Consider the following 24,428-nt stretch of genomic DNA (forward strand, 5'->3'; position numbering starts at 1 on the left):
GCCTGGGTTTGGTTTAAACCCGCCTATGTCAACATTGCAGGGCTGTGTCGCGCACGCAAGCGGCGAGGGGCTGTTGACAGGGGGTGCGACTCCCCCTATACGCGCGCTATCTCGGAACAAGGGTTCGCCCTTTCTGTCCGAAATCAGAACTTAAGTGGTCACGATCCGACCTAATGCTGGTCCGATCCTCTGTAAGCCCACCGCGTCGTTTCCCCGGTACGGAAACGTGGCGGTCTTTTCGCTTTGCGGACGCGTAAAGTGAGTGATTTGAAACCGCGGGGCCGCCCCGCATGACACATGTGTTGCGAAACGGGGAAAGAACCGGAATGCCAACGATACAACAGCTGATCCGCAAACCGCGCCAGCCGAAAATTAAACGCTCGAAATCCATGCACCTGCAAGAGTGCCCGCAAAAGCGCGGCGTCTGCACACGGGTTTATACAACAACACCGAAAAAGCCGAACTCGGCCATGCGGAAGGTTGCCAAAGTGCGCCTGACAAACGGGTTTGAGGTCATCAGCTATATTCCGGGTGAAAGCCACAACCTTCAGGAACACTCGGTTGTTCTGATCCGCGGCGGTCGTGTCAAAGACCTTCCCGGTGTGCGCTATCACATCCTGCGGGGTGTTCTGGACACGCAAGGCGTTAAAGATCGTAAACAACGTCGTTCGAAATACGGCGCCAAGCGTCCGAAGTAAGGAGAGACTGGTATGTCCCGTCGTCACGCCGCTGAGAAGCGCGAAATTCTGCCCGACGCCAAATTCGGCGATCTGGTTCTGAGCAAATTCATGAATAACCTGATGATCGACGGTAAAAAGTCGGTTGCCGAAACCATCGTGTATAACGCCTTGGATCGTGTCGAAGACAAGATCAAACGCGCACCCGTCGAAGTGTTCCACGAAGCGCTGGACAACATCCAGCCCTCTGTCGAGGTTCGTTCGCGCCGTGTGGGTGGTGCCACCTATCAGGTTCCGGTCGAAGTGCGCCCCGAGCGCCGTCAGGCGCTTGCCATCCGCTGGCTGATCAAAGCCGCGCGGTCGCGCAACGAAAACACAATGGAAGAACGCCTTGCCGGCGAGCTGCTGGATGCTGTGAATTCCCGTGGTTCCGCTGTGAAAAAGCGCGAAGACACCCACAAGATGGCCGATGCGAACAAAGCATTCAGCCATTACCGCTGGTAAATTTTACACTGAGGCACTGACCCATGGCACGCGACTATCCGTTAACCCGTTACCGTAACTTCGGCATCATGGCCCATATCGACGCAGGCAAAACCACCTGCAGCGAGCGGATCCTGTTTTACACCGGCAAGTCCCACAACATCGGCGAAGTGCATGATGGCGCAGCCACAATGGACTGGATGGAGCAAGAGCAGGAGCGTGGTATCACCATCACGTCTGCTGCGACAACCACGTTCTGGCAGCGTCAGGAAGAGCCGACCGCCGAAGGGACATCCGACACGAAGTTCCGGATGAACATCATCGACACACCCGGCCACGTTGACTTTACAATCGAAGTCGAACGGTCGCTGGCTGTTCTGGATGGCGCGGTTGCCGTTCTGGATGCCAACGCCGGCGTCGAGCCGCAAACAGAAACCGTTTGGCGTCAGGCCGACCGGTACAAAGTGCCGCGGATCGTGTTCGTCAACAAAATGGACAAAATCGGCGCGGACTTTTTCAACTGTGTGAAAATGATCAAGGACCGGACCGGCGCGACGCCGTGCCCGGTGCAAATCCCGATTGGTGCTGAAACCGAACTGGAAGGCATCGTTGACCTGATCACCATGGAAGAATGGGTTTGGGAAGGCGAAGATCTGGGCGCGTCCTGGGTCAAAAAGCCGATCCGTGACAGCCTGAAGGACCAGGCCGAAGAATGGCGCGCCAACATGATCGAAATCGCCGTCGACATGGACGACGATGCGATGGAAGCGTATCTGGAAGGCACCGAGCCTGACGTGGACACGCTGCGCAAACTGATCCGCAAGGGTACTCTCGGGATCAAGTTCATTCCTGTTCTGTGTGGCTCTGCCTTCAAGAACAAGGGTGTCCAGCCGCTGCTGAACGCCGTGATCGATTTCCTGCCCAGCCCGCTGGACGTTGTCGATTACATGGGCTTCAAACCCGGCGACGAAACGGAAACACGTGATATTCCGCGCCGCGCGGATGATGCGATGCCGTTCTCGGGTCTGGCGTTCAAAATCATGAACGACCCCTTTGTCGGCTCGCTGACATTCACACGCATCTATTCCGGCGTGCTGAAAAAAGGCGACACACTGCTGAATTCGACCAAAGGCAAAAAAGAACGCGTTGGCCGGATGATGATGATGCACTCGATCAACCGCGAAGAGATCGAAGAAGCGTTTGCCGGCGACATTATCGCGCTGGCCGGTCTGAAAGACACCACGACAGGTGACACATTGTCGGATCCCAAAGATCCGGTGGTACTGGAAACCATGACTTTCCCCGATCCTGTGATCGAGATTGCCGTGGAGCCGAAAACCAAGGCAGACCAGGAAAAAATGTCGCAAGGTCTGGCACGTCTGGCGGCTGAAGATCCGTCGTTCCGCGTCGAAACCGACATCGAATCCGGTCAGACCATCATGAAAGGCATGGGTGAACTTCACCTTGATATTCTGGTGGACCGCCTGAAACGCGAATTCAAGGTCGAAGCGAACATCGGTGCACCGCAAGTGGCGTATCGTGAAACCATCAGCCGCGAAGTCGAACATGCCTATACCCACAAGAAACAGTCGGGTGGCTCAGGCCAGTTCGCCGAAGTCAAACTGCTGATTTCGCCGACAGAACCGGGCGAAGGCTATTCGTTTGAATCGCGCATCGTCGGTGGTGCCGTGCCCAAGGAATACATCCCGGGTGTTGAAAAAGGCATCAAGTCGGTGATGGACAGCGGACCTCTGGCCGGCTTCCCTGTGATCGACTTCAAGGTCGCGTTGCTGGACGGTAAGTTCCACGATGTTGACTCGTCGGTTCTGGCGTTTGAAATCGCGGCCCGCATGGGCATGCGCGAAGGCATGAAAAAGGCGGGCGCCAAAATGCTCGAACCGATCATGCGCGTCGAAGTGGTGACACCGGAAGAATACACCGGCGGCATCATCGGCGATCTGACCTCGCGTCGCGGTCAGGTACAGGGGCAGGATACACGTGGCAACGCCATCGCGATCGACTGCTTTGTGCCGCTGGCCAACATGTTCGGCTACATCAACACACTGCGCTCCATGTCGTCGGGTCGTGCGAACTTTACCATGCAGTTCGACCACTACGAACCGGTGCCGCAGAATATCTCTGACGAAATTCAGGCAAAATACGCCTAATCGAATAACCGCTGTTCGGGCACTGCCCCGAACAGCCTTGAACACTGAAGGAGGCCACCATGGCTAAGGCAAAGTTTGAACGCAATAAACCGCACGTTAACATTGGCACGATTGGTCACGTTGACCACGGCAAGACGACGCTGACGGCTGCGATTACGAAGTATTTTGGCGATTTCAAAGCCTATGACCAGATTGACGGTGCGCCGGAAGAGAAGGCGCGCGGGATCACGATTTCGACAGCGCATGTTGAGTATGAAACAGATGCGCGCCACTACGCGCACGTGGATTGCCCTGGTCACGCGGATTATGTGAAGAACATGATCACCGGCGCGGCGCAGATGGACGGCGCGATCCTTGTTGTGAACGCAGCCGATGGCCCGATGCCGCAAACGCGCGAGCACATTCTGCTGGGCCGTCAGGTCGGCATCCCGCACATGGTTGTCTACATGAACAAGGTGGATCAGGTGGACGACGCGGAACTGCTGGAACTGGTCGAAATGGAAATCCGCGAACTGCTGTCGTCCTATGACTATCCGGGCGATGACATTCCGGTCATTCCCGGCTCGGCTCTGGCCGCGATGGAAGGCCGGGATCCCGAGATCGGCGAGAACTCGATCCGTGCGCTGATGGCGGCGGTTGACGAATTCATCCCGACACCCGCGCGTGCGGTAGACCAGCCGTTCCTGATGCCGGTCGAGGACGTGTTCTCGATCTCTGGCCGTGGTACGGTTGTGACCGGCCGTGTGGAGCGTGGCGTGATCAACGTGGGCGACGAGATTGAAATCGTCGGCATCCGCGACACCAAGAAAACCACCTGTACCGGTGTTGAAATGTTCCGCAAGCTGCTGGATCGCGGTGAAGCGGGTGACAACATCGGCGCGCTGCTGCGCGGCGTGGACCGTGACGGCGTTGAGCGCGGTCAGGTTCTGTGCAAGCCGGGTTCGGTGACACCGCACACCAAGTTCGAGGCGGAAGCCTATATCCTGACCAAGGAAGAGGGTGGCCGTCACACGCCGTTCTTTGCCAACTACCGTCCGCAGTTCTACTTCCGCACCACGGATGTGACAGGCACGGTCCAACTGGCCGAAGGTACGGAAATGGTGATGCCGGGCGACAACGTGTCCTTTGGCGTTGAACTGATCGCGCCGATCGCGATGGAACAGGGCCTGCGTTTCGCCATCCGCGAAGGCGGCCGCACCGTCGGCGCCGGCGTCGTGTCCAAAATCCTCGCGTAAGCGGGACCAAGAAAAAACCTTCGGGTTCGACGTGGGCCACCGGATGAGCCGGTGGTCCACCTATCAACTCTAAAGCCGCTGAAAGGCTGAAGACATGCAAAGCCAAAATATTCGTATCCGGCTCAAGGCATTTGACTATCGGGTACTGGACGCCAGCACCCAAGAGATCGTCAACACTGCCAAGCGTACGGGCGCATCGGTGCGCGGGCCCATCCCGCTGCCGAACAAGATCGAGAAATTCACTGTTCTGCGTGGTCCCCACGTTGACAAGAAATCCCGTGACCAATTCGAGATCCGCACGCACAAGCGTCTGCTCGACATCGTTGATCCGACCCCCCAGACCGTAGACGCGCTGATGAAGCTCGACCTGGCCGCTGGTGTGGATGTCGAGATCAAGTTGCAATCGTAATTTAGGAGGGCACCAGATATGTTGCGCTCTGGTATTATCGCAAAAAAAGTCGGCATGACCCGGCTGTTCATGGAAGACGGCAAGCAGATCCCTGTCACCGTTCTTCAACTCGACAATCTTCAGGTTGTGGCCCAACGCACGGCAGACCAGCACGGATATTCCGCTGTTCAGCTGGGCACAGGTACCGCCAAGGTGAAACGTGTCAGCCAGGCAATGCGCGGCCACTTTGCCGCCGCCAAGGTTGAACCCAAGCGTAAAGTCGCGGAATTCCGCGTTGCCGCTGAAAACCTGATCAATGTCGGCGAGGAAATCACTGCAGATCATTACTTTGAAGGCCAGTTCGTCGACGTGTCCGGCACATCGATCGGCAAGGGTTTTCAGGGTGCGATGAAGCGCCACAACTTTGGCGGTCTGCGTGCATCGCACGGTGTTTCGATCTCGCACCGTTCGCACGGTTCGACCGGCCAGTGTCAGGATCCCGGCAAGGTTTTCAAAGGCAAGAAAATGGCCGGCCACATGGGCGCTGCCAAAGTGACCACGCAGAACCTTCAGGTCGTGAAAACAGATGCCGACCGTGGCATCATCATGATCAAGGGCGCTGTTCCCGGGTCCAAAGGCGCATGGGTGACAATCAAGGACGCGGTGAAAAAGCCGTTCCCTGAAAATGCCATTCTGCCCGCCGGGTTGCGCTCTGCTGCCGCAGAAGCCGCCGCCGCTGCCGAAGCCGCTGCTGCCGAAGCTGCCGCCGAAGCCGAAGCCGCGGCAGCCGCCGCCGCAGAAGCCGAAGCCGCCGCAATAGAGGCTGCTGCCGCCGAGGAAGCAAAGCCTGATACGGTTGCCGAGGCAGAAGCTGCCGAAGCTCAGAAGAAGGAAGGCGAAGAATGAAACTCGACGTCATCAAACTGGACGGCAAGAAAGCCGGAAGCGTCGATCTGGCCGAGGACCTGTTCGGTCTGGAGCCGCGCGCCGACATCCTGCACCGCGTCGTCCGCTGGCAGCGCAACAATGCGCAGGCCGGCACACACAAGGTCAAGACCCGGTCCGAAGTCAGCTATTCAACCAAGAAGATCTATCGTCAGAAAGGCACCGGTGGCGCACGTCACGGCGCACGCTCTGCACCGATCTTCCGCGGGGGTGGCGTTTACAAAGGCCCGACACCGCGTAGCCACGGCCACGATCTGCCCAAGAAGTTCCGCAAGTTGGGTCTCAAACATGCCCTGTCCGCCAAAATGGCGGCCGGTCAGCTGTTTGTGATCGACGAAGCGGCCTCGAACGGTAAAACTGCCGCTTTGGCGAAGCAGGTCAAGGATCTGGGCTGGAAGCGCGTTTTGATCATCGACGGCGCGTCGGTGAACGAAGAGTTCCTGAAGGCGTCACGCAACATTGAAGGTCTGGATATCCTGCCGACAATGGGTGCAAACGTTTATGATATCCTCAAGCGTGACACCCTGGTGATCACCAAAGCGGGTATCGAAGCACTGGAGGCACGTTTGAAATGACTGCCAAGCACGAACATTACGATGTGATCCGCAAGCCGATCATCACTGAAAAGGCAACCATGACATCCGAAAACGGCGCGGTTGTGTTCGAAGTGGCGATGGAAGCGAACAAGCCGATGATCAAGGAAGCGGTTGAAACGCTGTTCGGGGTCAAGGTGAAAGCGGTGAACACCACGATCACAAAAGGCAAGGTCAAGCGGTTCCGCGGCCAGTTGGGCAAGCGCAAAGACGTGAAAAAGGCCTATGTCACCCTCGAAGAGGGAAACACTATCGACGTGACCACCGGTCTCTGATAGTGAGCCACGAATCTGGTCTGGCCCCGGTTTTTACCGGGGCCATGACCGTTTAAAGCCGGGGACCTTCGGGGCCCTATAACACGGGCACCTTCGGGGGCCTTCAACATAGCGAGACATCTCTCGCACGGCGGGAAACACCCGCCGAAGCTAAACGGAAGACAGAAAGCATGGCACTCAAGTCGTATAAGCCGACGACGCCGGGCCAGCGCGCGCTGGTGCTGATCGACCGTTCGGAGCTTTGGAAAGGACGTCCTGTCAAATCCCTTACCGAGGGTTTGACAAAGAATGGCGGCCGGAACAACACCGGACGGATCACGATGCGCCGCAAGGGCGGCGGGGCGAAACGCCTTTACCGGATCGTTGATTTCAAACGTAACAAAGTCGATGTTGCAGCCACCGTTGAACGGATCGAATATGACCCGAACCGGACTGCATTCATTGCGCTGATCAAATATGAAGATGGCGAACAGGCCTATATCCTGGCGCCGCAGCGACTGGCTGTGGGCGACAAGGTTGTGTCTGCCACCAAGGCCGACATCAAACCGGGCAACGCGATGCCGTTTTCCGGCATGCCGATCGGGACAATCATCCACAATATCGAGATGAAGCCCGGTAAAGGCGGCCAGATTGCACGCGCAGCCGGCACCTATGCCCAGTTCGTGGGCCGCGATGGTGGCTATGCCCAGATCCGCCTGTCGTCGGGCGAATTGCGCATGGTGCGTCAGGAATGCATGGCCACCGTTGGTGCGGTCAGCAACCCCGACAATTCCAACCAGAACTTCGGTAAAGCCGGCCGTATGCGTCACAAGGGCATCCGCCCGTCTGTGCGCGGTGTGGTTATGAACCCGATCGATCACCCGCACGGTGGTGGTGAAGGCCGGACCTCTGGTGGTCGTCACCCGGTGACGCCATGGGGCAAGCCGACAAAGGGTGCAAAAACCCGGAACAAGAACAAAGCGTCCAGCAAGCTGATCATCCGCTCGCGGCACGCCAAGAAGAAGGGACGTTAAGATATGTCTCGCTCAGTCTGGAAAGGGCCTTTTGTCGACTCTTATGTCCTCAAAAAAGCCGAAGCCTCCCGCGAAGGCGGCCGCAACGAAGTGATCAAGATCTGGTCGCGCCGCTCGACAATCCTGCCGCAATTCGTGGGTTTGACCTTTGGCGTCTACAACGGTCACAAACACATCCCTGTTAACGTCACGGAAGACATGATTGGTCAGAAGTTCGGTGAATATTCGCCGACCCGCACCTATTATGGCCACGCCGCCGACAAAAAAGCGAAACGGAAGTAAGCCATGAGCAAGGATAAAAATCCCCGCCGCGTGGCAGATAACGAAGCAATGGCAAAACTGCGTATGCTGCGTACTTCCCCGCAAAAACTGAACCTTGTAGCGGCCATGATCCGCGGCAAGAAAGTGGACAAGGCCCTGACGGACCTCACGTTCAGCAAGAAACGCATCGCGGAAGACGTCAAGAAATGTCTGCAATCCGCAATCGCCAATGCCGAAAACAACCATAACCTGGATGTGGACGAGCTGGTTGTGGCCGAAGCGTATGTTGGCAAAAACCTGACACTGAAACGCGGCCGTCCGCGTGCCCGTGGCCGGTTTGGCAAGATCGTAAAGCCGTTTTCGGAACTGACGATCAAAGTCCGTCAAGTTGAGGAGCAAGCCTAATGGGTAACAAAGTCAATCCGATTGGTATGCGCCTGCAGGTCAACCGCACCTGGGACAGCCGCTGGTATGCCGACACCAAGGATTACGGTGATCTTCTGCTGGAAGACCTCGCAATCCGTGATTTCATCAACGAAGAATGCAAACAGGCCGGTGTGGCCCGTGTGATCATCGAACGTCCGCACAAAAAGTGCCGCGTGACGATCCACACAGCCCGCCCCGGTGTCATCATCGGCAAGAAAGGCGCAGACATCGAAACCCTGCGCAAGAAAATTGCCAAGATGACTGACAGCGAACTGCATCTGAATATTGTTGAAGTCCGCAAACCCGAGATGGACGCACAGCTGGTTGGCGAAAGCATCGCCCAGCAGCTGGAACGTCGTGTTTCGTTCCGTCGCGCGATGAAGCGTGCCGTGCAGAACGCGATGCGTATGGGTGCCCTGGGCATCCGGGTCAACGTATCGGGCCGCCTGGGCGGTGCCGAGATTGCCCGGACCGAATGGTACCGTGAAGGCCGCGTGCCTTTGCACACCCTGCGTGCCGACATCGATTACGCAAACGTCGAAGCGATGACCGCCTATGGCATCATCGGGATCAAGGTCTGGATCTTCAAAGGCGAGATCATGGAACACGATCCAGCTGCGCGTGACCGTAAAGCACAAGAACTCCAGGATGGTCCTGCGCCCCGTGGCGCTGGTGGCCGTCGCTAAGGGGGAATAGAAAATGCTTCAACCAAAGCGCACGAAGTTCCGTAAGCAATTCAAAGGCAAGATCAAGGGCCTCGCCAAAGGCGGATCCGATCTTAACTTTGGCACTTATGGCCTGAAAGCCACGCAGCCAGAGCGTGTGACAGCCCGTCAGATCGAAGCGGCCCGCCGCGCGATGACCCGTCACATGAAACGTCAGGGCCGTGTCTGGATCCGGATCTTCCCGGATGTTCCAGTCACATCCAAACCCACCGAAGTCCGGATGGGTAAGGGTAAAGGGTCTGTCGATTTCTGGGCCTGCAAGGTCAAACCCGGCCGTGTCATGTTCGAAATCGACGGTGTCGGCGATGACGTCGCCCGCGAGGCCCTGCGCCTTGCCGCGATGAAACTGCCGATCAAGACACGCATTGTGGTCCGTGAGGATTGGTAAATCCTCACGCGGGCGGTGTAGCGGGTTCTCCTAGAAAACCTGCGGGCCGCACCTAGGTGAACAGAAAAGCCCCCTCCGGGAAACCGGTGGGGGCTTTTGTTTTCACCGGCCCGTTGGCTTCTGCGCTCAGGCGGTGGTCTGCGGCTGGCTTTGTGCTGCGGTGTCGGGCGCGTCGAGGTTCAGCCAGACTTTGCCCGAACGATAGCCTCCCCGGATAATATGCCCCGGATCGGAAATTTCCGGGTAGGCTGCAATCCAATCGCGGAACCGGTCGTTCGAAACGATACGCGCGGACAAGGTGCGTGCCGCAGTGAGGACCAATGGATCGGCCGATGTACCTTTATGAGCGACCATCACCCGGTGGCGTGGCAGTTTTAATATTTTTTCAAAATCGTTGTCGTGCAAATAACGGCCTGCAAGCAGATGGCCAGCGTTGGCATCAAAGACAACGCCAGGTGTATACCCCGATACCTCCAGATTCCGGATCGCCTCGACAACAGGTTCGATACTTGGAATGCCTTTTCGCCAGTGCATCACGTTCGAACCGTCAATCACGACACAGTTCTGTTTGTCTGAAGAAGAAGGTTGGGAAGGTCTCAGCCACGCACGCAACCAAAGCACTAGGCTTGCCAGGGCACACGGTCCGGATAGCAGTATCACGTTTGATAGATCGGGTTTGGCAAGCGCAACAAGGCTGACAGCCAGCGATATGATGAAAAAGACAAAAGGAATTTTCAAAGTTGCTACCTCGGCAGGGACAAGACGTTTCTTCGGCCGCTATCCCCAACCGTAATTAAACGACACAGAAATCCGGTCATCTTCGGCCATGTTCATCGGCACTTCGTGGCGCAGCCAGCTTTCCCATAACAGAACGTCACCGACCTGTGGCGCGACATAGGCAAAGCTGCGCATCTCATCGCGTGCGTCTTTCTTGCGCGCGGGGGCAGCCATCATCATCGCCAGACGCGGGTCTTCGAACTTGATCGCGCTTGCCCCTTTGGGCACCGCGACATAGGTCGTGCCGCTGATCACCGAATGGGGATGGATATGCGAGGTGTGAATGCCCCCGTGCGGCAGGATATTGATCCAAAGATCTTCCAGCTGCAGCTTCTTGCCGTCCAGATCAAATTCCAGATCCTTGGCAAAGGATTTCACATGCTTGTCCAGCACCTTTTTCAGGTCTTTGAATATCGGGAACCGCCAGGGCAGGTCGGTCAGTGACGCATAGCTGGTGTACCCGGGAAAGCCGTTTTCCGCGCTCCAGTCTTGCCCGGCGGTGTCGTCTTCGGCGATGGACAAGCAGGAATCTTCCAGCTCGTCCGGATCAAGGGGTTTGCCAAGATCGGACAGGCGCGCGTGATAAAGGCGGGTAACAAAAAGGGATGTGATCTGTGTCATGCCGTTTCCATATCGCACAACGCGTTCGCGAAACAGGGCTGACCGGCGGAAATCTTCGGAATTTCGCCGGGTCGCACAGGCGCGAAAAAGGTGGTATATCCGCTTTTGTCTCTTAGGGGTTGCGCCAAAGTGCGAACCCTCCTATACGGCGCACTTTGAACCCACTCCACCAGAATCATGGTCACCCTTATGGGGCCTGCTGGTGATGTTGAAAGGAATAGGGCGATGGACGCCAAAGAACTGCGTGAAAAAACGCCGGACCAGCTTCGTGAAGAACTGGTCAACCTGAAAAAAGAGAGCTTTAACCTCCGCTTTCAGCAAGCTACCGGCCAGATGGAAGGCACAGCCCGCATGAAAACGGTTCGCCGTGATGTGGCCCGTGTAAAAACCATTCTTAACGAAAAAGCCGCTGCTGCGGCCGCTGAATAAGGGAGCCTGAACAGATGCCCAAGCGAATTCTTTCCGGCACCGTGACAAGCGACGCCAACGCACAAACCGTAACCGTATCGGTGGAACGCCGTTTCACGCATCCGGTTCTGAAGAAAACCATCCGCAAGTCCAAGAAATACCGGGCCCACGATGAGAACAACACATTCAAGGTGGGCGATTCCGTCCGCATCATCGAATGTGCACCACGATCGAAAACCAAACGTTGGGAAGTGTTGCAAGCCGCCGAGGCCTGAAGCACCGAACATCTTAATCGAAACCCTGGGGATCAGGCACGCATCGCCCCCCAAAGGTCGGGAGAAACCAAATGATCCAGATGCAGACCAACCTGGATGTTGCTGACAACAGCGGCGCACGCCGTGTTCAGTGCATCAAGGTTCTGGGTGGTTCCAAGCGTAAATACGCATCCGTCGGCGACATCATCGTCGTCTCGGTCAAGGAAGCCATTCCGCGTGGTCGCGTGAAAAAAGGCGACGTCCGCAAGGCCGTTGTCGTACGCACCGCCAAAGAAGTTCGCCGTGACGATGGCACCGCCATCCGCTTTGACCGCAACGCAGCCGTTATTCTGAACAACAATAACGAACCTGTCGGCACCCGGATCTTTGGACCGGTCGTGCGCGAATTGCGGGCCAAAAACTTCATGAAAATCATCTCGCTTGCTCCGGAGGTGCTGTAATGGCTGCCAAACTCCGCAAAGGTGACAAGGTCATCGTGCTTGCTGGCAAGGACAAGGGCAAACAAGGCACCATCGCCTCGGTTGACCCCAAAGCCGGCAAAGCTGTCGTGGAAGGCGTGAATGTCGCCATCCGTCACACCAAACAAAGCCAGTCCGATCAGGGCGGCCGCGTTCCCAAGCCCATGCCAATCGACCTGAGCAATCTGTCGATGCTGGACGCCAAAGGCAAAGCCACGCGCGTCGGTTTTAAAACGGACGGCGACAAGAAAGTGCGCTTTGCCAAAACCACGGGGGACGTGATCGATGCTTGATACGGCAACCTATACCCCGCGCCTGAAAGCGGCTTATGTGGAAAATATCCGCGCCGCCATGAAGGAAGAGTTCGGCTACAAGAACGATATGCAGATCCCGCGTCTGGATAAAATCGTTCTGAACATCGGCTGCGGTGCAGAAGCTGTCCGTGACAGCAAGAAAGCAAAATCCGCGGTTGAGGATCTGTCGACGATCGCAGGCCAGAAGGCCCTGACGACAACGGCCAAGAAATCCATTGCCGGTTTCCGCGTCCGTGAAGAAATGCCGCTGGGGGCCAAAGTAACCCTGCGTGGCGATCGTATGTATGAATTTCTGGATCGCCTGATCACCATTGCAATGCCCCGTATCCGCGACTTTCGCGGCGTTTCGGGCAAAAGCTTTGATGGTCGCGGCAACTATGCGATGGGCCTGAAAGAGCACATCGTGTTTCCGGAAATCGAATATGACAAGGTCGATGAAGTGTGGGGCATGGATATTATCATGGTCACCACTGCACCTACCGACGCTGAAGCCAAGGCGCTGTTGAAGCATTTCAACATGCCGTTCAACAGCTAAGCGCGGGGAGAGAGAGTAATGGCTAAAAAATCAATGATCGAACGCGAAAAGAAGCGCGCCAAGCTGGTCGAGCAATATGCCGCCAAACGGGCCGAGCTGAAAGCGATCGCAAATGACCAGAGCAAGCCGATGGAAGAGCGTTTCAAAGCGCGCCTGAAGCTGGCCAAACTGCCGCGCAACAGCTCGGCAACACGCTTGCACAACCGGTGCCAGCTGACAGGTCGTCCGCATGCTTACTATCGTAAGCTTAAAATTTCACGGATCGCACTGCGGGACCTTGGCTCAAGCGGCCAGATCCCCGGTATGGTCAAATCCAGCTGGTAAGGGAGAGATAGTATGAACGATCCTATCGCAGATATGCTCACCCGCATCCGCAACAGCCAAATGCGCGGCAAATCGACGGTGATCACACCGGCGTCCAAACTGCGCGCTTGGGTGTTGGATGTGCTGGCGGACGAAGGCTATATCCGTGGCTACGAAAAAGTCACTGGTTCCGATGGTCATCCGGCCCTCGAAATCAGCCTGAAATATTACGAAGGCACTCCTGTCATTCGCGAACTGAAGCGGGTCTCAAAACCCGGTCGTCGCGTTTACATGGGCGTCAAGGACATCCCGTCGGTCCGTCAGGGCCTTGGTGTGTCGATTGTCTCCACCCCCAAAGGTGTGATGTCGGATGCCGCAGCACGCAGCGCCAACGTTGGCGGCGAAGTGCTCTGCACCGTATTCTAAGGAGGGCAAGATGTCTCGTATCGGTAAAAAAGCGGTTAATCTGCCCTCTGGCGTAACAGCGTCAATGTCGGGTCAGACGATCGAAGTCAAAGGCCCCAAAGGCACGCGCAGCTTCCGCGCCACCGACGATGTAACCATCTCGATCGAGGACAACTCGGTTTCGGTTATGCCGCGTGGCTCGTCCAAGCGCGCCCGCCAGCAATGGGGCATGAGCCGCACAATGGTTGCCAACCTGGTGACAGGCGTGACCACAGGCTTCAAGAAAGAGCTGGAAATCCAGGGTGTTGGTTATCGTGCCGCGATGACCGGCAACACCCTGAAACTCAACCTGGGTCTGTCCCATGACGTGGATTATGTGCCGCCTGCCGGCGTTACAGTCACCGCGCCCAAGCAGACCGAGATTGTGGTTGAAGGCATTGATGAGCAACTCGTCGGACAGGTCGCGGCCAACATCCGCGCGTGGCGCAAGCCCGAGCCCTACAAAGGCAAAGGCATTCGCTACAAGGGCGAGTTTATCTTCCGCAAGGAAGGCAAGAAGAAGTAAGGAACGGACAAATGGCAAACAGCAAAAGACAACTGTTCTTGAAGCGCCGCCTGCGCGTTCGGAACAAACTTCGCAAAGTGAACGCAGGACGTCCGCGTCTTTCGGTCCACCGCAGCAACAAGAACATCAGCGTCCAGCTGATCGACGACGTGAACGGGGTCACTCTGGCCTCTGCCTCGTCGCTTGAAAAAACACTGGGCGTTGTCGGCAAGAACAACATCGAAGCGGCCGCCAAGGTCGGTGCTGAAATCGCGAAACGTGCGAAAAAGGCCGGTGTGGAAGAAGCATATTTTGACCGTGGCGGTTTCCTGTTCCACGGCAAGGTCAAGGCTTTGGCCGAAGCAGCCCGCGAAGGCGGTCTGAAAATCTAAGACAGCGCAGGCGGCCTTTTGTGGGCCGCCTCGATGATCCGGGGGTGTTCAGCACCCACCTGGATTGACCAAATCAGGGCGCTGACGCGCCGCACCGAAAGGATGATGCCTTATGGCAAGAGATGACAACCGTGGGGGCAACCGCCGCAACCAACGCGACGAAACCCCGGAATTCGCCGACCGCCTTGTGGCGATCAACCGTGTGTCCAAAACCGTAAAAGGTGGCAAGCGCTTCGGCTTTGCGGCTTTGGTGGTTGTGGGCGATCAGAAGGGCCGCGTCGGTTTCGGCAAAGGCAAGGCGAAAGAGGTCCCAGAGGCCATTCGCAAAGCCACCGAGCAGGCCAAGCGCCAGATGATCCGCGTGCAGCTGCGCGAAGGCCGCACCCTGCACCACGACATGGAAGGCCGTCACGGCGCCGGTAAAGTGGTGATGCGGACCGCGCCGGAAGGTACCGGAATTATTGCCGGTGGTCCGATGCGTGCCGTTTTCGAAATGCTGGGCGTCAAAGACGTTGTGTCCAAGTCCATCGGCTCGCAGAACCCTTACAACATGATCCGCGCCACCATGGACGGTCTGTTGAAAGAGGCATCGCCCCGTTCCGTCGCGCAACGCCGCGGCAAGAAAGTGTCTGACATTCTGCCCAAGCGCGATGACGCCCCCGAGGCGTCCGCCCAAGTGGCCGAGGAGGCTTGATCATGGCTAAGACAATCGTTGTAAAACAGGTCGGTTCGCCGATCCGCCGCCCCGCAAAACAGCGTGCCACGCTGGTTGGTCTGGGCCTGAACAAGATGCACAAGACCCGCGAACTGGAAGACACCCCTTCCGTGCGCGGCATGGTCAACAGCATCCCCCACCTGGTCGAGATCATCGAAGAGCGTGGATAAAGACCGCGGGGCAGACCCGCGTTCGTGACATTACCAGCGCCCCGCAAGGATTTGCGGGGCGTTGTGCGTTTTGGTGGCCGCGCGCGCGGTTGTGTCACCCTGTCTTAACGCAACCCGCTTAAAACCCCTCTCAATCGCGATTACCCGCCGAAAGCCTTTCCACCTTTCGGCAAACCTTTGGCGTGGGACAATCACACTGGCCCTTCCTAAGCCCGCCCCACGCAGCCCTTTGTTACACCCACCCCAACACCGCCCTTGATCCCCCAACACCGCTCGTCTATACGCACGCGGTGGGCGCTTGCGTCTGCAAGAATCATATCTGAAACGCCGCGTTTGTCCGCTCCCGTCGCTGGGGGACATTTCCGGCAAAGGAGAAGCGACAATGAAACTGCATGAACTTTCCGACAACGATGGCGCCACCAAAAAGCGCAAGCGCATTGGCCGTGGTCCCGGCTCGGGTACGGGTAAAACCGGTGGCCGTGGTGTCAAGGGTCAGAAATCCCGTTCGGGTGTGGCCATCGGTGGCTACGAAGGCGGCCAGATGCCGCTGTACCAACGCCTGCCAAAGCGCGGCTTTAACAAGCCGAACCGCAAAAGCTTTGCCGTTGTCAATCTGGGCCTGATCCAGAAATTCATAGACGCGAAAAAGATCGACTCGAAAAAGCCGATCACCGAAGACGTACTGATCGAAAGCGGTCTGGTCCGTCGCAAGCTGGACGGTATCCGCGTTCTGGCCAAGGGCGATGTGACGTCCAAGGTGACACTGGAAGTCACCGGCGCATCCAAATCCGCGATTGATGCGGTGGCCAAGGCCGGTGGTGCTCTGACGGTCACAACTGCGTCTGCGGCAGAGTAACGGGTTGTGAGCGGCGTATTCGCCGCTTACATACACAACCAAGGTTTTCCAAACGCCGCCGATGCCGGGAAACGGTCTTGGCGGCGTTGTCATTAAGGACAAACGCCTCATGGTATCAGCAGCTGAACAAATGGCCGCCAACACAAGCTGGTCGGCCCTTGGCAAAGCCACCGATCTGCGCAACCGCATCCTGTTCACCCTGGGTCTTCTGATCGTCTACCGGCTGGGCACGTTTATCCCGGTTCCGGGCATCGACGGTGCGGCCTTGCGTGAATTCATGGAACAGGCGGGGCAGGGCATCGGCGGCATGGTGTCGATGTTCACCGGCGGCGCGCTGGGGCGGATGGGGATCTTTGCCCTTGGTATCATGCCCTATATCTCGGCCTCGATCATCGTTCAGCTTCTGACGTCGATGGTGCCATCGCTGGAACAGCTGAAAAAAGAAGGCGAACAGGGCCGCAAGAAAATCAACCAGTATACGCGCTACGGCACGGTTTTGCTGGCCACGGTGCAATCCTACGGGCTTGCCGTCAGCCTTGAAGCGGGCGATCTGGCAACCGATCCGGGCCTCTATTTCCGCATTTCCTGCATGATCACATTGGTCGGCGGCACCATGTTCCTGATGTGGCTGGGTGAACAGATCACCGCGCGCGGCATAGGCAACGGTATTTCGCTGATCATCTTTGTCGGCATCATTGCCGAAGTGCCTGCCGCCATGGCGCAGTTCTTTGCCAGCGGCCGTTCGGGCGCGATCAGCCCCGCGGTGATTGTGGGTGTGATTGTGATGGTGGTGGCCACCATTGCGTTCGTGGTGTTCATGGAACGCGCCCTGCGCAAGATCCACATTCAGTATCCGCGCCGTCAGGTGGGTATGAAAATGTATGATGGCGGATCAAGCCACCTGCCGGTCAAGGTCAACCCGTCGGGTGTTATTCCGGCGATCTTCGCCAGCTCACTGCTGTTGCTGCCGATCACGATCAGCACGTTTTCGGGCAATTCGACGGGCCCGATCATGTCGACCATTCTGGCCTATTTCGGGCCGGGTCAGCCTCTATATCTGTTGTTCTTTGTCGCGATGATCGTGTTCTTTGCCTATTTCTACACGTTCAACGTATCGTTCAAGGTGGACGATGTGGCCGACAACCTGAAGAACCAGAACGGGTTCATCCCGGGCATCCGTCCCGGCAGAAAAACCGCCGATTACCTGGAATACGTCGTCAACCGTGTCTTGGTGCTGGGGTCTGCCTATCTGGCCGCGGTCTGCCTGTTGCCCGAAATCCTGCGCGGACAATTCGCCATTCCGTTCTACTTTGGCGGAACATCGGTTCTGATTGTTGTGTCGGTGACCATGGATACGATCCAGCAGGTCCAAAGCCATCTGCTGGCGCATCAATACGAAGGTCTGATCGAAAAATCGCAACTGCGTGGCAAATCGAAAAAGCGTGGTAAACGCACACTGGCGCGCCGATGAATATCATTCTTCTGGGGCCACCGGGTGCGGGCAAGGGCACGCAGGCACGTCATCTGGTCGAACAACGCGGCATGGTGCAGCTTAGCACCGGCGACATGCTACGCGAAGCCAAGGACAGCGGCTCCGAAATGGGCAAGATCGTCGCCGATGTGATGGAGCGCGGCGCGCTTGTCACCGACGAGATCGTGATTGGCCTGATCCGCGAAAAGCTGGAAACGGTTAAGGCCAACGGTTTTATCTTTGATGGTTTCCCGCGCACGCTGGCACAGGCTGACGCACTGGGCAATTTGCTGGCGGCACAGGGTGAAGCGCTGGACAAGGTGATCGAGATGCGGGTGGATGACGAAGCCCTTGTCGCGCGCATCACCGCCCGTTCAACCTGCGCCATGTGCGGCGAGGTTTACAATGACAACACCAAGCCGGTTCCGGCGGATGGCAAATGCACCAATTGCGGCGGCACCGAGTTCAAACGCCGTGCGGATGACAACGAAGACAGCCTGAAAACCCGCCTGATGGAATATTACAAGCAAACTTCGCCCCTGATCGGCTATTACTATGCCAAGGACATGCTGGCGACAGTGGACGGGCTGGGTTCGATTGATGCGGTGCGGGGCGAAATCGCGGCGGTTCTGGACGCCTGATTTGCTGTTTCCCGCGCTTTCAGGGCAGGTGCCTTGACGCCCACGGCAAAAGCCCATAACACGCGCTATCTCGCAAGAGAATCAATTTGCCTACAGGGTCGCACCCGACGGGCAAGATCACCTGATCAGCTGACGCCCGATGCCATAAAACGCTTCGGGCTTACGTTGTGAAAAAAGGGTCTGGCATTACGGACCCGCAACGAAAAGGAATATGACACGTGGCACGTATTGCCGGCGTAAACATCCCGACTGCAAAGCGGGTTCCAATCGCCCTTACCTATATCACCGGAATCGGTAATTCCTCGGCCAAGGCCATCTGCGATGCTGTCGGCATTGATCAGGCCCGTCGGGTCAACGAATTGTCCGACGCCGAAGTTCTGGCCGTGCGCGAACACATCGATGCGAACTACAGCGTCGAAGGTGATCTGCGTCGTGAAACCCAGATGAACATCAAGCGTCTGATGGACCTTGGCTGCTACCGTGGCCTGCGCCACCGTCGCAACCTGCCGGTTCGCGGTCAGCGCACCCATACCAACGCTCGCACCCGCAAAGGCCCCGCAAAGGCCATTGCCGGCAAGAAGAAATAAGGGAGGCTCGGACCGATGGCACGCGAAAAGACACGCACCAAGAAGAAAGAGCGCAAGAACATCGCAGCAGGTGTTGCGCATGTGAACTCTTCTTTCAACAACACAAAAATCCTGATCTCGGACGTTCAAGGCAACGCGATTGCCTGGTCGTCGGCAGGCACGATGGGTTTCAAGGGGTCGCGCAAATCGACACCTTATGCCGCCCAGATGGCCGCAGAAGATGCAGGCAAAAAGGCACAGGATCACGGCGTCAAGACGCTGGAAGTCGAAGTGCAAGGCCCCGGTGGCGGCCGCGAAAGTGCTTTGCGCGCTTTGGCAGCAGTCGGGTTCAACATCACGTCAATCCGTGATGTGACCCCGATGGCACACAACGGTTGCCGCCCGCCGAAACGCCGCCGCGTTTAAGCACTTTATTGCTCTGAGGCCGCGCCTTTTGCCCGGCCTCAGTTTGTCATTTTGAAACCTCGGGCGCTGGCATCTATTTGGACATGGGATGTTGGCAAGAATGGAGGGACGCATGATCCATAAAAATTGGGCTGAATTGATCAAGCCGACACAACTTGATGTCAAACCCGGCAACGATCCTGCGCGTCAGGCAACCGTTGTGGCAGAACCGCTGGAACGCGGCTTTGGTCTGACGATGGGCAACGCGTTGCGCCGCGTTCTCATGTCGTCCCTGCAAGGGGCCGCGATCACATCGGTGCAGATTGACAATGTGCTGCACGAGTTTTCAAGTGTTGCCGGTGTGCGTGAAGACGTGACCGACATCATCCTGAACCTCAAAGGCGTGTCCCTGCGCATGGAAGTTGAAGGGCCAAAGCGTCTTTCGATTTCGGCCAAGGGCCCCGGTGTTGTGACTGCGGGTGATATTTCCGACAGTTCCGGCATCGAAATCCTGAACCGCGATCATGTCATCTGCCACCTGGACGATGGCGCCGACGTGTTCATGGAACTGACCGTGAATACCGGCAAAGGCTATGTCGCGGCAGAAAAGAACAAACCCGAAGACGCACCCATCGGTCTGATCCCGATTGATGCGATCTATTCGCCGGTCAAAAAAGTCAGCTATGATGTGCAACCGACCCGCGAAGGTCAGGTTCTGGATTATGACAAGCTGACCATGAAGGTTGAAACCGATGGGTCGATCACGCCGGATGATGCCGTGGCCTTTGCCGCGCGCATCCTGCAGGATCAGCTGGGCATTTTCGTCAACTTCGACGAACCAGAAAGCGCGTCGCGTCAGGATGATGATGACGGACTGGAATTCAACCCGCTGCTGCTCAAGAAAGTGGACGAGTTGGAACTGTCTGTGCGTTCGGCAAACTGCCTCAAGAACGACAACATCGTTTACATCGGCGATCTGATCCAGAAAACCGAAGCCGAAATGCTGCGCACCCCGAACTTTGGCCGCAAATCCTTGAACGAGATCAAGGAAGTGCTGTCAGGCATGGGCCTGCATCTGGGCATGGACGTCGAAGACTGGCCACCCGACAATATCGAGGATCTGGCCAAGAAATTCGAAGACGCGTTTTAAACGCGTCTTCGTCAATGCCCGCGCTGGCGGGGAAAACCGGGCAATTCCGCCCCAACAGAGCCTGTGACACGCATCATGGGCCGTACAAAGTATAAACCTGTAGAAGGATCAAGAAAATGCGTCACGCACGTGGTTACCGCCGCCTGAACCGGACACATGAGCACCGTAAGGCTCTGTTTTCCAACATGGCAGGCTCGCTCATTGAACATGAGCAGATCAAGACAACTTTGCCCAAGGCAAAAGAACTGCGCCCGATCATCGAAAAGATGATCACGCTGGCCAAACGCGGCGACCTGCACGCCCGCCGTCAGGCCGCGTCCAAGCTGAAACAAGACCAGTATGTCGCCAAATTGTTCGACGTATTGGGCCCGCGCTACAAAGACCGCCAAGGTGGCTATGTGCGCGTGCTGAAGGCCGGTTTCCGCTATGGCGACATGGCCCCGATGGCGATCATCGAATTCGTTGATCGTGATCGCGACGCCAAAGGCGCCGGCGACAAGGCCCGTCTGGCCGCAGAAGAAGCCGCCGAAGATTAAAAACTGGCGAAACGCCTGAATATTTACCCCCGTCCAGTCCACTGGGCGGGGTTTTTCTTTGCGCCAAGGGGTTCGGGCGATAGGCTGTCGCATCATACGAACAAGGCAGGATCAGCGATGTCATTTGAAACCGAAATGCAGGCAATCATCGATCGCTATGTCGATGCGTACAACCGGCACGATCTGGTGGCGATTGGCGCCATGTACACAGAAAAGGCAGCCCTTTATTCGCCCTATGGTCCGGCCGCGCTGGGCCACGCGGCAGTGATGCAGGCGCACAAGGACTGGTTTGGCGCGAACGAACAAAACAAGCGGATGCGCGTGATCCGCGCCGAGGGCAAGGGCGATCTGGCCTATTGCGTGATACATTACGCGGGTGATTTTCCCGACGATGCGGGCAGCCTGATCACCGAAAGCGGCGTGTCGGTCAACGTGCTGAAGCGCCATGTCGACGGACATTGGCAAATCCATATCACCAGCCTGACAAGCGATACGCCAGACCACGCCTGACCTGCCGGTGCTGCGTGCAGTGCAGTTGCAATTCGCGCCGGTCGCGCGCATATCAGGGGCACTCATACGGGGGGCCTGATGATCCGAATTCTGCTTTTCCTGCTGTGCCTTTTGCCTGCCCCTTTTGCGGCGGCTGAAACGCGTGTTCCAAATTCCCAGCAGGAAATGCAGCTTAGTTTCGCGCCACTGGTAAAGCAGGCGGCGCCTGCGGTGGTCAACATCTATGCCCGTTTCGTGACCGAGGCCCGCCCCAACCCGTTTTCCAGTGATCCGTTTTTTGGCCGCTTTTTTCAGGATTTCGCTGCCCCGCAACCCCGCGTTCAGAACTCTCTGGGATCAGGCGTGATCCTGTCATCGGACGGCATTGTCGTGTCCAATTACCATGTTGTCGGCATGGCCACCGACATAAGCGTCGTGCTTGCTGACCGGCGGGAATTCAGCGCCCGCGTGTTGCTGGGCGACAAGGACAGCGATCTGGCCATTCTGCAACTGGATGGCGCGGCGGACCTGCCCAGCCTTGCCCTGCGCGACAGTGACAGCGTCGAGGTGGGCGAACTGGCGCTGGCCATCGGCAACCCGTTTGGCGTGGGCCAGACCGTCAGCAGTGGTATCATTTCGGGGCTGGCACGCTCTGGCGGGGCGGGCGGTGCCGGGCACGGCTATTTCATCCAGACCGATGCGCCGATCAATCCGGGCAATTCAGGCGGTGCGCTGATCGACATGCAGGGCAATCTGGTCGGGATCAACACCTCGATCCTGACGCGGTCGGGGGGATCAAACGGCATCGGTTTTGCCATTCCCGCCGATCTGGTTGCGGCCTTTGTCGATCAGGCCCGCGCCGGAAACAGCGGGTTCGAACGCCCATGGGCCGGCATGAGTGGTCAGGTCGTGGATGCCGAAATGGCTGAAACGCTGGGCCTGGATGTGCCCGGCGGTATCGTGGTGTCAGCGCTGCACCCCGTCAGCCCGTTCAAAACCGCAGGCTTCGAAGTTGGCGACGTCATCACCGCTGTTGACGGTGCTGCCGTGAACACACCCGCTGAAATGGTCTACCGGATGAGCGTGGCCGGTCTGGGGCAGGATGTGAGTATCACGCGCTGGCGCGGCGACACCGCGAACGATGTTGCTGTAACCCTGATGACAGCGCCCGAAACGCCGCCCCGCGATACGGTTCTGTTGGGCGATGACAGTGGCCTGCCGGGGTTGGCCGTGTCACAGATCAATCCGGCGGTGATCGCCGAGTTCAACCTGCCATTGCTGGCGGGCGGCGTGGTGGTGTCCGACGCCGGCCCCGTAGCTCCGCGTGTCGGATTGCGAACCGGCGATGTAATTTTGGCCATCAACGGCGATGTGATCGAAACGCCGCCGGATGTGCGCAAAACCCTGCGCCGGTCAGGTCGTGGTCTGGTGTTTGATATCCAGCGCGGCACAAATCGCGCGCAATTGCGGTTCAGGCGCTGACGCCGTGGCGGATCTGTTCGATCAACCGGGGGCTGATCCTGTCCCGTCCGCGCATCGACCGCTGGCGGACCGTCTCCGCCCCAAAACACTGGCCGAGGTGATCGGACAGGATCAGGTGCTTGGTCCGGATGCGCCCTTGGGGATCATGCTGGCATCGGGCAGCCTGTCTTCGCTGGTGTTCTGGGGGCCGCCCGGGGTGGGCAAAACCACGATCGCGCGACTGCTGGCGGATGAAACCGATCTGCATTTCGTTCAGATCAGCGCTATTTTCACCGGTGTGCCCGACCTTAAAAAAGTGTTCGAAGCGGCCCGCATCCGCCGTCAGAACGGGCAGGGCACGTTGCTGTTCGTCGATGAAATCCACCGCTTTAACAAGGCCCAGCAGGACGGGTTTCTGCCTTTTATGGAAGACGGAACCATTTTGCTGGTCGGGGCCACCACCGAAAACCCATCGTTCGAATTAAACGCCGCCCTGATGTCGCGGGCGCAGGTTCTGGTGCTGAAACGGCTGGACCTGTCCGATCTGGAACGGCTGACACAGCGGGCGGAAAAGGAATTGGGCAAGGCGTTGCCGCTGACCGGCGACGCGCGCGAGGTGTTGCAGGAAATGGCCGATGGTGACGGGCGCGCCCTGCTGAACCTGATCGAACAGGTGGCGGCATGGAAAACCGATACCAAGCTGGATCGCGAGGCGCTGGGCACCCGCCTGATGCGGCGCGCGGCCAAATACGACAAGGGCGGCGAAGAACACTACAACCTGATTTCCGCGCTGCACAAATCCGTGCGCGGCTCTGATCCGGATGCAGCACTTTACTGGTTCGCGCGGATGCTGACCGGGGGCGAAGACCCGCGTTATCTGGCCCGCCGGATCACCCGCATGGCGGTCGAAGATATCGGGCTGGCCGATCCGCAGGCCCAGACAGTGTGCCTGCATGCATGGGAAACCTATGAACGGCTGGGCAGCCCCGAAGGCGAACTGGCGCTGGGGCAGGCGGTGGCCTATCTGGCGCTGGCCCCCAAATCCAACGCCGGCTATGTCGCCTTCAAAGGTGCGATGGCGATGGCGAGGAAAACCGGATCGGAACCGCCGCCCAAACACATCCTGAATGCCCCCACGGCGATGATGAAGGATATCGGCTATGGCAAAGACTATGCCTATGATCACGACGCCGAATACGGGTTTTCCGGCCAGAACTATTTTCCCGACGGGGTGAAGCGGCCGGTTCTCTATTCCCCGGTCGAACGCGGCTTTGAACGCGAGCTGAAAAAGCGGCTGGAGTTCTTCGCGGGCCTGCGCGCCAAGCGCAAAACTTGACATCACCCGCGCAAGGCGCGACA

Annotated in this window: 36 protein-coding genes; 34 read left to right on the forward strand and 2 right to left on the reverse strand. The window is 57.8% G+C overall.

Annotated elements, in window-relative coordinates; translation table 11 throughout:
- Positions 1-326: 326 nt before the first annotated feature.
- From rpsL to rplP, 13 genes are all read left to right on the forward strand, one after another.
- Positions 327-698, forward strand: a complete 372-nt coding sequence (rpsL, locus tag C1J05_RS02290; RefSeq protein ID WP_011570072.1) for a 30S ribosomal protein S12 — start codon at positions 327-329, stop codon at positions 696-698.
- 12 nt (positions 699-710) lie between these two features.
- Positions 711-1,181 carry a 30S ribosomal protein S7 gene (rpsG, locus tag C1J05_RS02295; protein ID WP_114868850.1) on the forward strand — a complete coding sequence of 157 codons (471 nt, stop codon included), beginning with the start codon at positions 711-713 and terminating at the stop codon, positions 1,179-1,181.
- Between the two features lie 23 nt (positions 1,182-1,204).
- Positions 1,205-3,328 (forward strand): elongation factor G, encoded by a 2,124-nt coding sequence (gene fusA / locus C1J05_RS02300; protein WP_114868851.1) that lies wholly within the window; start codon positions 1,205-1,207, stop codon positions 3,326-3,328.
- Positions 3,329-3,387: 59 nt separating this feature from the next.
- Positions 3,388-4,563, forward strand: coding sequence for an elongation factor Tu (gene tuf, locus C1J05_RS02305; RefSeq protein WP_114868835.1), 1,176 nt, complete (start codon positions 3,388-3,390; stop codon positions 4,561-4,563).
- A gap of 94 nt (positions 4,564-4,657) precedes the next feature.
- Entirely contained in the window at positions 4,658-4,972 is a 315-nt protein-coding gene (gene rpsJ / locus C1J05_RS02310; protein ID WP_108838874.1) for a 30S ribosomal protein S10, read from the forward strand.
- A gap of 18 nt (positions 4,973-4,990) precedes the next feature.
- Positions 4,991-5,857: a 50S ribosomal protein L3 gene (gene rplC, locus C1J05_RS02315; protein WP_114868852.1), complete on the forward strand. Its 867-nt coding sequence runs from the start codon at positions 4,991-4,993 to the stop codon at positions 5,855-5,857.
- Positions 5,854-6,471 (forward strand): 50S ribosomal protein L4, encoded by a 618-nt coding sequence (gene rplD / locus C1J05_RS02320; protein WP_114868853.1) that lies wholly within the window; start codon positions 5,854-5,856, stop codon positions 6,469-6,471. Before rplC ends, rplD begins: the two co-directional genes overlap by 4 nt.
- The gene (locus C1J05_RS02325; RefSeq protein ID WP_114868854.1) at positions 6,468-6,764 is read left to right on the forward strand and encodes a 50S ribosomal protein L23; all 297 of its coding nucleotides are present in this window, start codon (positions 6,468-6,470) and stop codon (positions 6,762-6,764) included. The genes rplD and C1J05_RS02325 overlap by 4 nt, the downstream gene beginning before the upstream one ends.
- A 170-nt stretch (positions 6,765-6,934) precedes the next feature.
- Positions 6,935-7,777 (forward strand): 50S ribosomal protein L2, encoded by an 843-nt coding sequence (gene rplB, locus C1J05_RS02330; protein WP_114868855.1) that lies wholly within the window; start codon positions 6,935-6,937, stop codon positions 7,775-7,777.
- A gap of 3 nt (positions 7,778-7,780) precedes the next feature.
- On the forward strand, positions 7,781-8,059 hold the full coding sequence (rpsS, locus tag C1J05_RS02335) for a 30S ribosomal protein S19 (protein WP_114868856.1): 279 nt from the start codon (positions 7,781-7,783) through the stop codon (positions 8,057-8,059).
- Positions 8,060-8,062: 3 nt separating this feature from the next.
- Positions 8,063-8,443 (forward strand): 50S ribosomal protein L22, encoded by a 381-nt coding sequence (gene rplV / locus C1J05_RS02340; protein WP_114868857.1) that lies wholly within the window; start codon positions 8,063-8,065, stop codon positions 8,441-8,443.
- Positions 8,443-9,150 carry a 30S ribosomal protein S3 gene (gene rpsC / locus C1J05_RS02345; protein ID WP_114868858.1) on the forward strand — a complete coding sequence of 236 codons (708 nt, stop codon included), beginning with the start codon at positions 8,443-8,445 and terminating at the stop codon, positions 9,148-9,150. The genes rplV and rpsC overlap by 1 nt, the downstream gene beginning before the upstream one ends.
- Positions 9,151-9,163: 13 nt before the next feature.
- Positions 9,164-9,577 (forward strand): 50S ribosomal protein L16, encoded by a 414-nt coding sequence (rplP, locus tag C1J05_RS02350; RefSeq protein ID WP_114868859.1) that lies wholly within the window; start codon positions 9,164-9,166, stop codon positions 9,575-9,577.
- A gap of 126 nt (positions 9,578-9,703) precedes the next feature.
- On the opposite strand, the gene C1J05_RS02355 is transcribed toward rplP, so the two are convergent.
- Positions 9,704-10,315 carry an NYN domain-containing protein gene (locus tag C1J05_RS02355; RefSeq protein WP_114868860.1) on the reverse strand — a complete coding sequence of 204 codons (612 nt, stop codon included), beginning with the start codon at positions 10,313-10,315 and terminating at the stop codon, positions 9,704-9,706.
- 39 nt (positions 10,316-10,354) lie between these two features.
- The gene (locus C1J05_RS02360; protein ID WP_114868861.1) at positions 10,355-10,975 is read right to left on the reverse strand and encodes a TIGR02466 family protein; all 621 of its coding nucleotides are present in this window, start codon (positions 10,973-10,975) and stop codon (positions 10,355-10,357) included.
- Between the two features lie 225 nt (positions 10,976-11,200).
- Between C1J05_RS02360 and rpmC the strand changes: the two genes are divergently transcribed.
- From rpmC to C1J05_RS02465, 21 genes are all read left to right on the forward strand, one after another.
- Complete coding sequence (rpmC, locus tag C1J05_RS02365) at positions 11,201-11,404, forward strand: 50S ribosomal protein L29 (protein WP_114872059.1); 204 nt, start codon at positions 11,201-11,203, stop codon at positions 11,402-11,404.
- A 14-nt stretch (positions 11,405-11,418) separates the two neighbouring features.
- On the forward strand, positions 11,419-11,658 hold the full coding sequence (gene rpsQ / locus C1J05_RS02370; RefSeq protein WP_114868862.1) for a 30S ribosomal protein S17: 240 nt from the start codon (positions 11,419-11,421) through the stop codon (positions 11,656-11,658).
- Positions 11,659-11,729: 71 nt separating this feature from the next.
- Positions 11,730-12,098: a 50S ribosomal protein L14 gene (gene rplN, locus C1J05_RS02375; RefSeq protein WP_007118848.1), complete on the forward strand. Its 369-nt coding sequence runs from the start codon at positions 11,730-11,732 to the stop codon at positions 12,096-12,098.
- A complete protein-coding gene (rplX, locus tag C1J05_RS02380; protein WP_114868863.1) occupies positions 12,098-12,409 on the forward strand; it encodes a 50S ribosomal protein L24 in 312 nt (103 codons plus the stop codon). The genes rplN and rplX overlap by 1 nt, the downstream gene beginning before the upstream one ends.
- Positions 12,402-12,965: a 50S ribosomal protein L5 gene (gene rplE / locus C1J05_RS02385; RefSeq protein WP_114868864.1), complete on the forward strand. Its 564-nt coding sequence runs from the start codon at positions 12,402-12,404 to the stop codon at positions 12,963-12,965. The genes rplX and rplE overlap by 8 nt, the downstream gene beginning before the upstream one ends.
- Positions 12,966-12,983: 18 nt before the next feature.
- Positions 12,984-13,289: a 30S ribosomal protein S14 gene (gene rpsN / locus C1J05_RS02390; protein WP_114868865.1), complete on the forward strand. Its 306-nt coding sequence runs from the start codon at positions 12,984-12,986 to the stop codon at positions 13,287-13,289.
- 12 nt (positions 13,290-13,301) lie between these two features.
- The gene (gene rpsH / locus C1J05_RS02395; protein ID WP_114868866.1) at positions 13,302-13,694 is read left to right on the forward strand and encodes a 30S ribosomal protein S8; all 393 of its coding nucleotides are present in this window, start codon (positions 13,302-13,304) and stop codon (positions 13,692-13,694) included.
- A 10-nt stretch (positions 13,695-13,704) separates the two neighbouring features.
- Positions 13,705-14,238, forward strand: a complete 534-nt coding sequence (rplF, locus tag C1J05_RS02400) for a 50S ribosomal protein L6 (RefSeq protein WP_114868867.1) — start codon at positions 13,705-13,707, stop codon at positions 14,236-14,238.
- A gap of 11 nt (positions 14,239-14,249) precedes the next feature.
- On the forward strand, positions 14,250-14,609 hold the full coding sequence (gene rplR, locus C1J05_RS02405) for a 50S ribosomal protein L18 (protein WP_114868868.1): 360 nt from the start codon (positions 14,250-14,252) through the stop codon (positions 14,607-14,609).
- A 112-nt stretch (positions 14,610-14,721) separates the two neighbouring features.
- On the forward strand, positions 14,722-15,303 hold the full coding sequence (gene rpsE / locus C1J05_RS02410) for a 30S ribosomal protein S5 (RefSeq protein WP_114868869.1): 582 nt from the start codon (positions 14,722-14,724) through the stop codon (positions 15,301-15,303).
- Positions 15,304-15,305: 2 nt separating this feature from the next.
- Complete coding sequence (rpmD, locus tag C1J05_RS02415) at positions 15,306-15,494, forward strand: 50S ribosomal protein L30 (protein ID WP_086053265.1); 189 nt, start codon at positions 15,306-15,308, stop codon at positions 15,492-15,494.
- Between the two features lie 382 nt (positions 15,495-15,876).
- Positions 15,877-16,350: a 50S ribosomal protein L15 gene (rplO, locus tag C1J05_RS02420; protein ID WP_114868870.1), complete on the forward strand. Its 474-nt coding sequence runs from the start codon at positions 15,877-15,879 to the stop codon at positions 16,348-16,350.
- 109 nt (positions 16,351-16,459) lie between these two features.
- Entirely contained in the window at positions 16,460-17,821 is a 1,362-nt protein-coding gene (gene secY / locus C1J05_RS02425; RefSeq protein WP_114872060.1) for a preprotein translocase subunit SecY, read from the forward strand.
- Positions 17,818-18,462, forward strand: a complete 645-nt coding sequence (locus tag C1J05_RS02430) for an adenylate kinase (RefSeq protein WP_114868871.1) — start codon at positions 17,818-17,820, stop codon at positions 18,460-18,462. The genes secY and C1J05_RS02430 overlap by 4 nt, the downstream gene beginning before the upstream one ends.
- 218 nt (positions 18,463-18,680) lie before the next feature.
- The gene (rpsM, locus tag C1J05_RS02435) at positions 18,681-19,049 is read left to right on the forward strand and encodes a 30S ribosomal protein S13 (RefSeq protein WP_114868872.1); all 369 of its coding nucleotides are present in this window, start codon (positions 18,681-18,683) and stop codon (positions 19,047-19,049) included.
- Between the two features lie 15 nt (positions 19,050-19,064).
- Positions 19,065-19,454: a 30S ribosomal protein S11 gene (gene rpsK, locus C1J05_RS02440; protein WP_114868873.1), complete on the forward strand. Its 390-nt coding sequence runs from the start codon at positions 19,065-19,067 to the stop codon at positions 19,452-19,454.
- A 112-nt stretch (positions 19,455-19,566) separates the two neighbouring features.
- On the forward strand, positions 19,567-20,583 hold the full coding sequence (locus tag C1J05_RS02445) for a DNA-directed RNA polymerase subunit alpha (RefSeq protein WP_114872061.1): 1,017 nt from the start codon (positions 19,567-19,569) through the stop codon (positions 20,581-20,583).
- 116 nt (positions 20,584-20,699) lie between these two features.
- Positions 20,700-21,119 (forward strand): 50S ribosomal protein L17, encoded by a 420-nt coding sequence (rplQ, locus tag C1J05_RS02450; RefSeq protein ID WP_114868874.1) that lies wholly within the window; start codon positions 20,700-20,702, stop codon positions 21,117-21,119.
- A 117-nt stretch (positions 21,120-21,236) separates the two neighbouring features.
- Positions 21,237-21,629, forward strand: coding sequence for a YybH family protein (locus C1J05_RS02455; protein ID WP_114868875.1), 393 nt, complete (start codon positions 21,237-21,239; stop codon positions 21,627-21,629).
- Positions 21,630-21,707: 78 nt separating this feature from the next.
- The gene (locus tag C1J05_RS02460) at positions 21,708-23,090 is read left to right on the forward strand and encodes a trypsin-like peptidase domain-containing protein (protein ID WP_114868876.1); all 1,383 of its coding nucleotides are present in this window, start codon (positions 21,708-21,710) and stop codon (positions 23,088-23,090) included.
- 4 nt (positions 23,091-23,094) lie between these two features.
- Complete coding sequence (locus C1J05_RS02465; RefSeq protein ID WP_254684680.1) at positions 23,095-24,405, forward strand: replication-associated recombination protein A; 1,311 nt, start codon at positions 23,095-23,097, stop codon at positions 24,403-24,405.
- The last annotated feature ends 23 nt before the right edge of the window (positions 24,406-24,428 follow it).

Source organism: Sulfitobacter sp. JL08, from assembly GCF_003352045.1.
Classification (GTDB): domain Bacteria; phylum Pseudomonadota; class Alphaproteobacteria; order Rhodobacterales; family Rhodobacteraceae; genus JL08.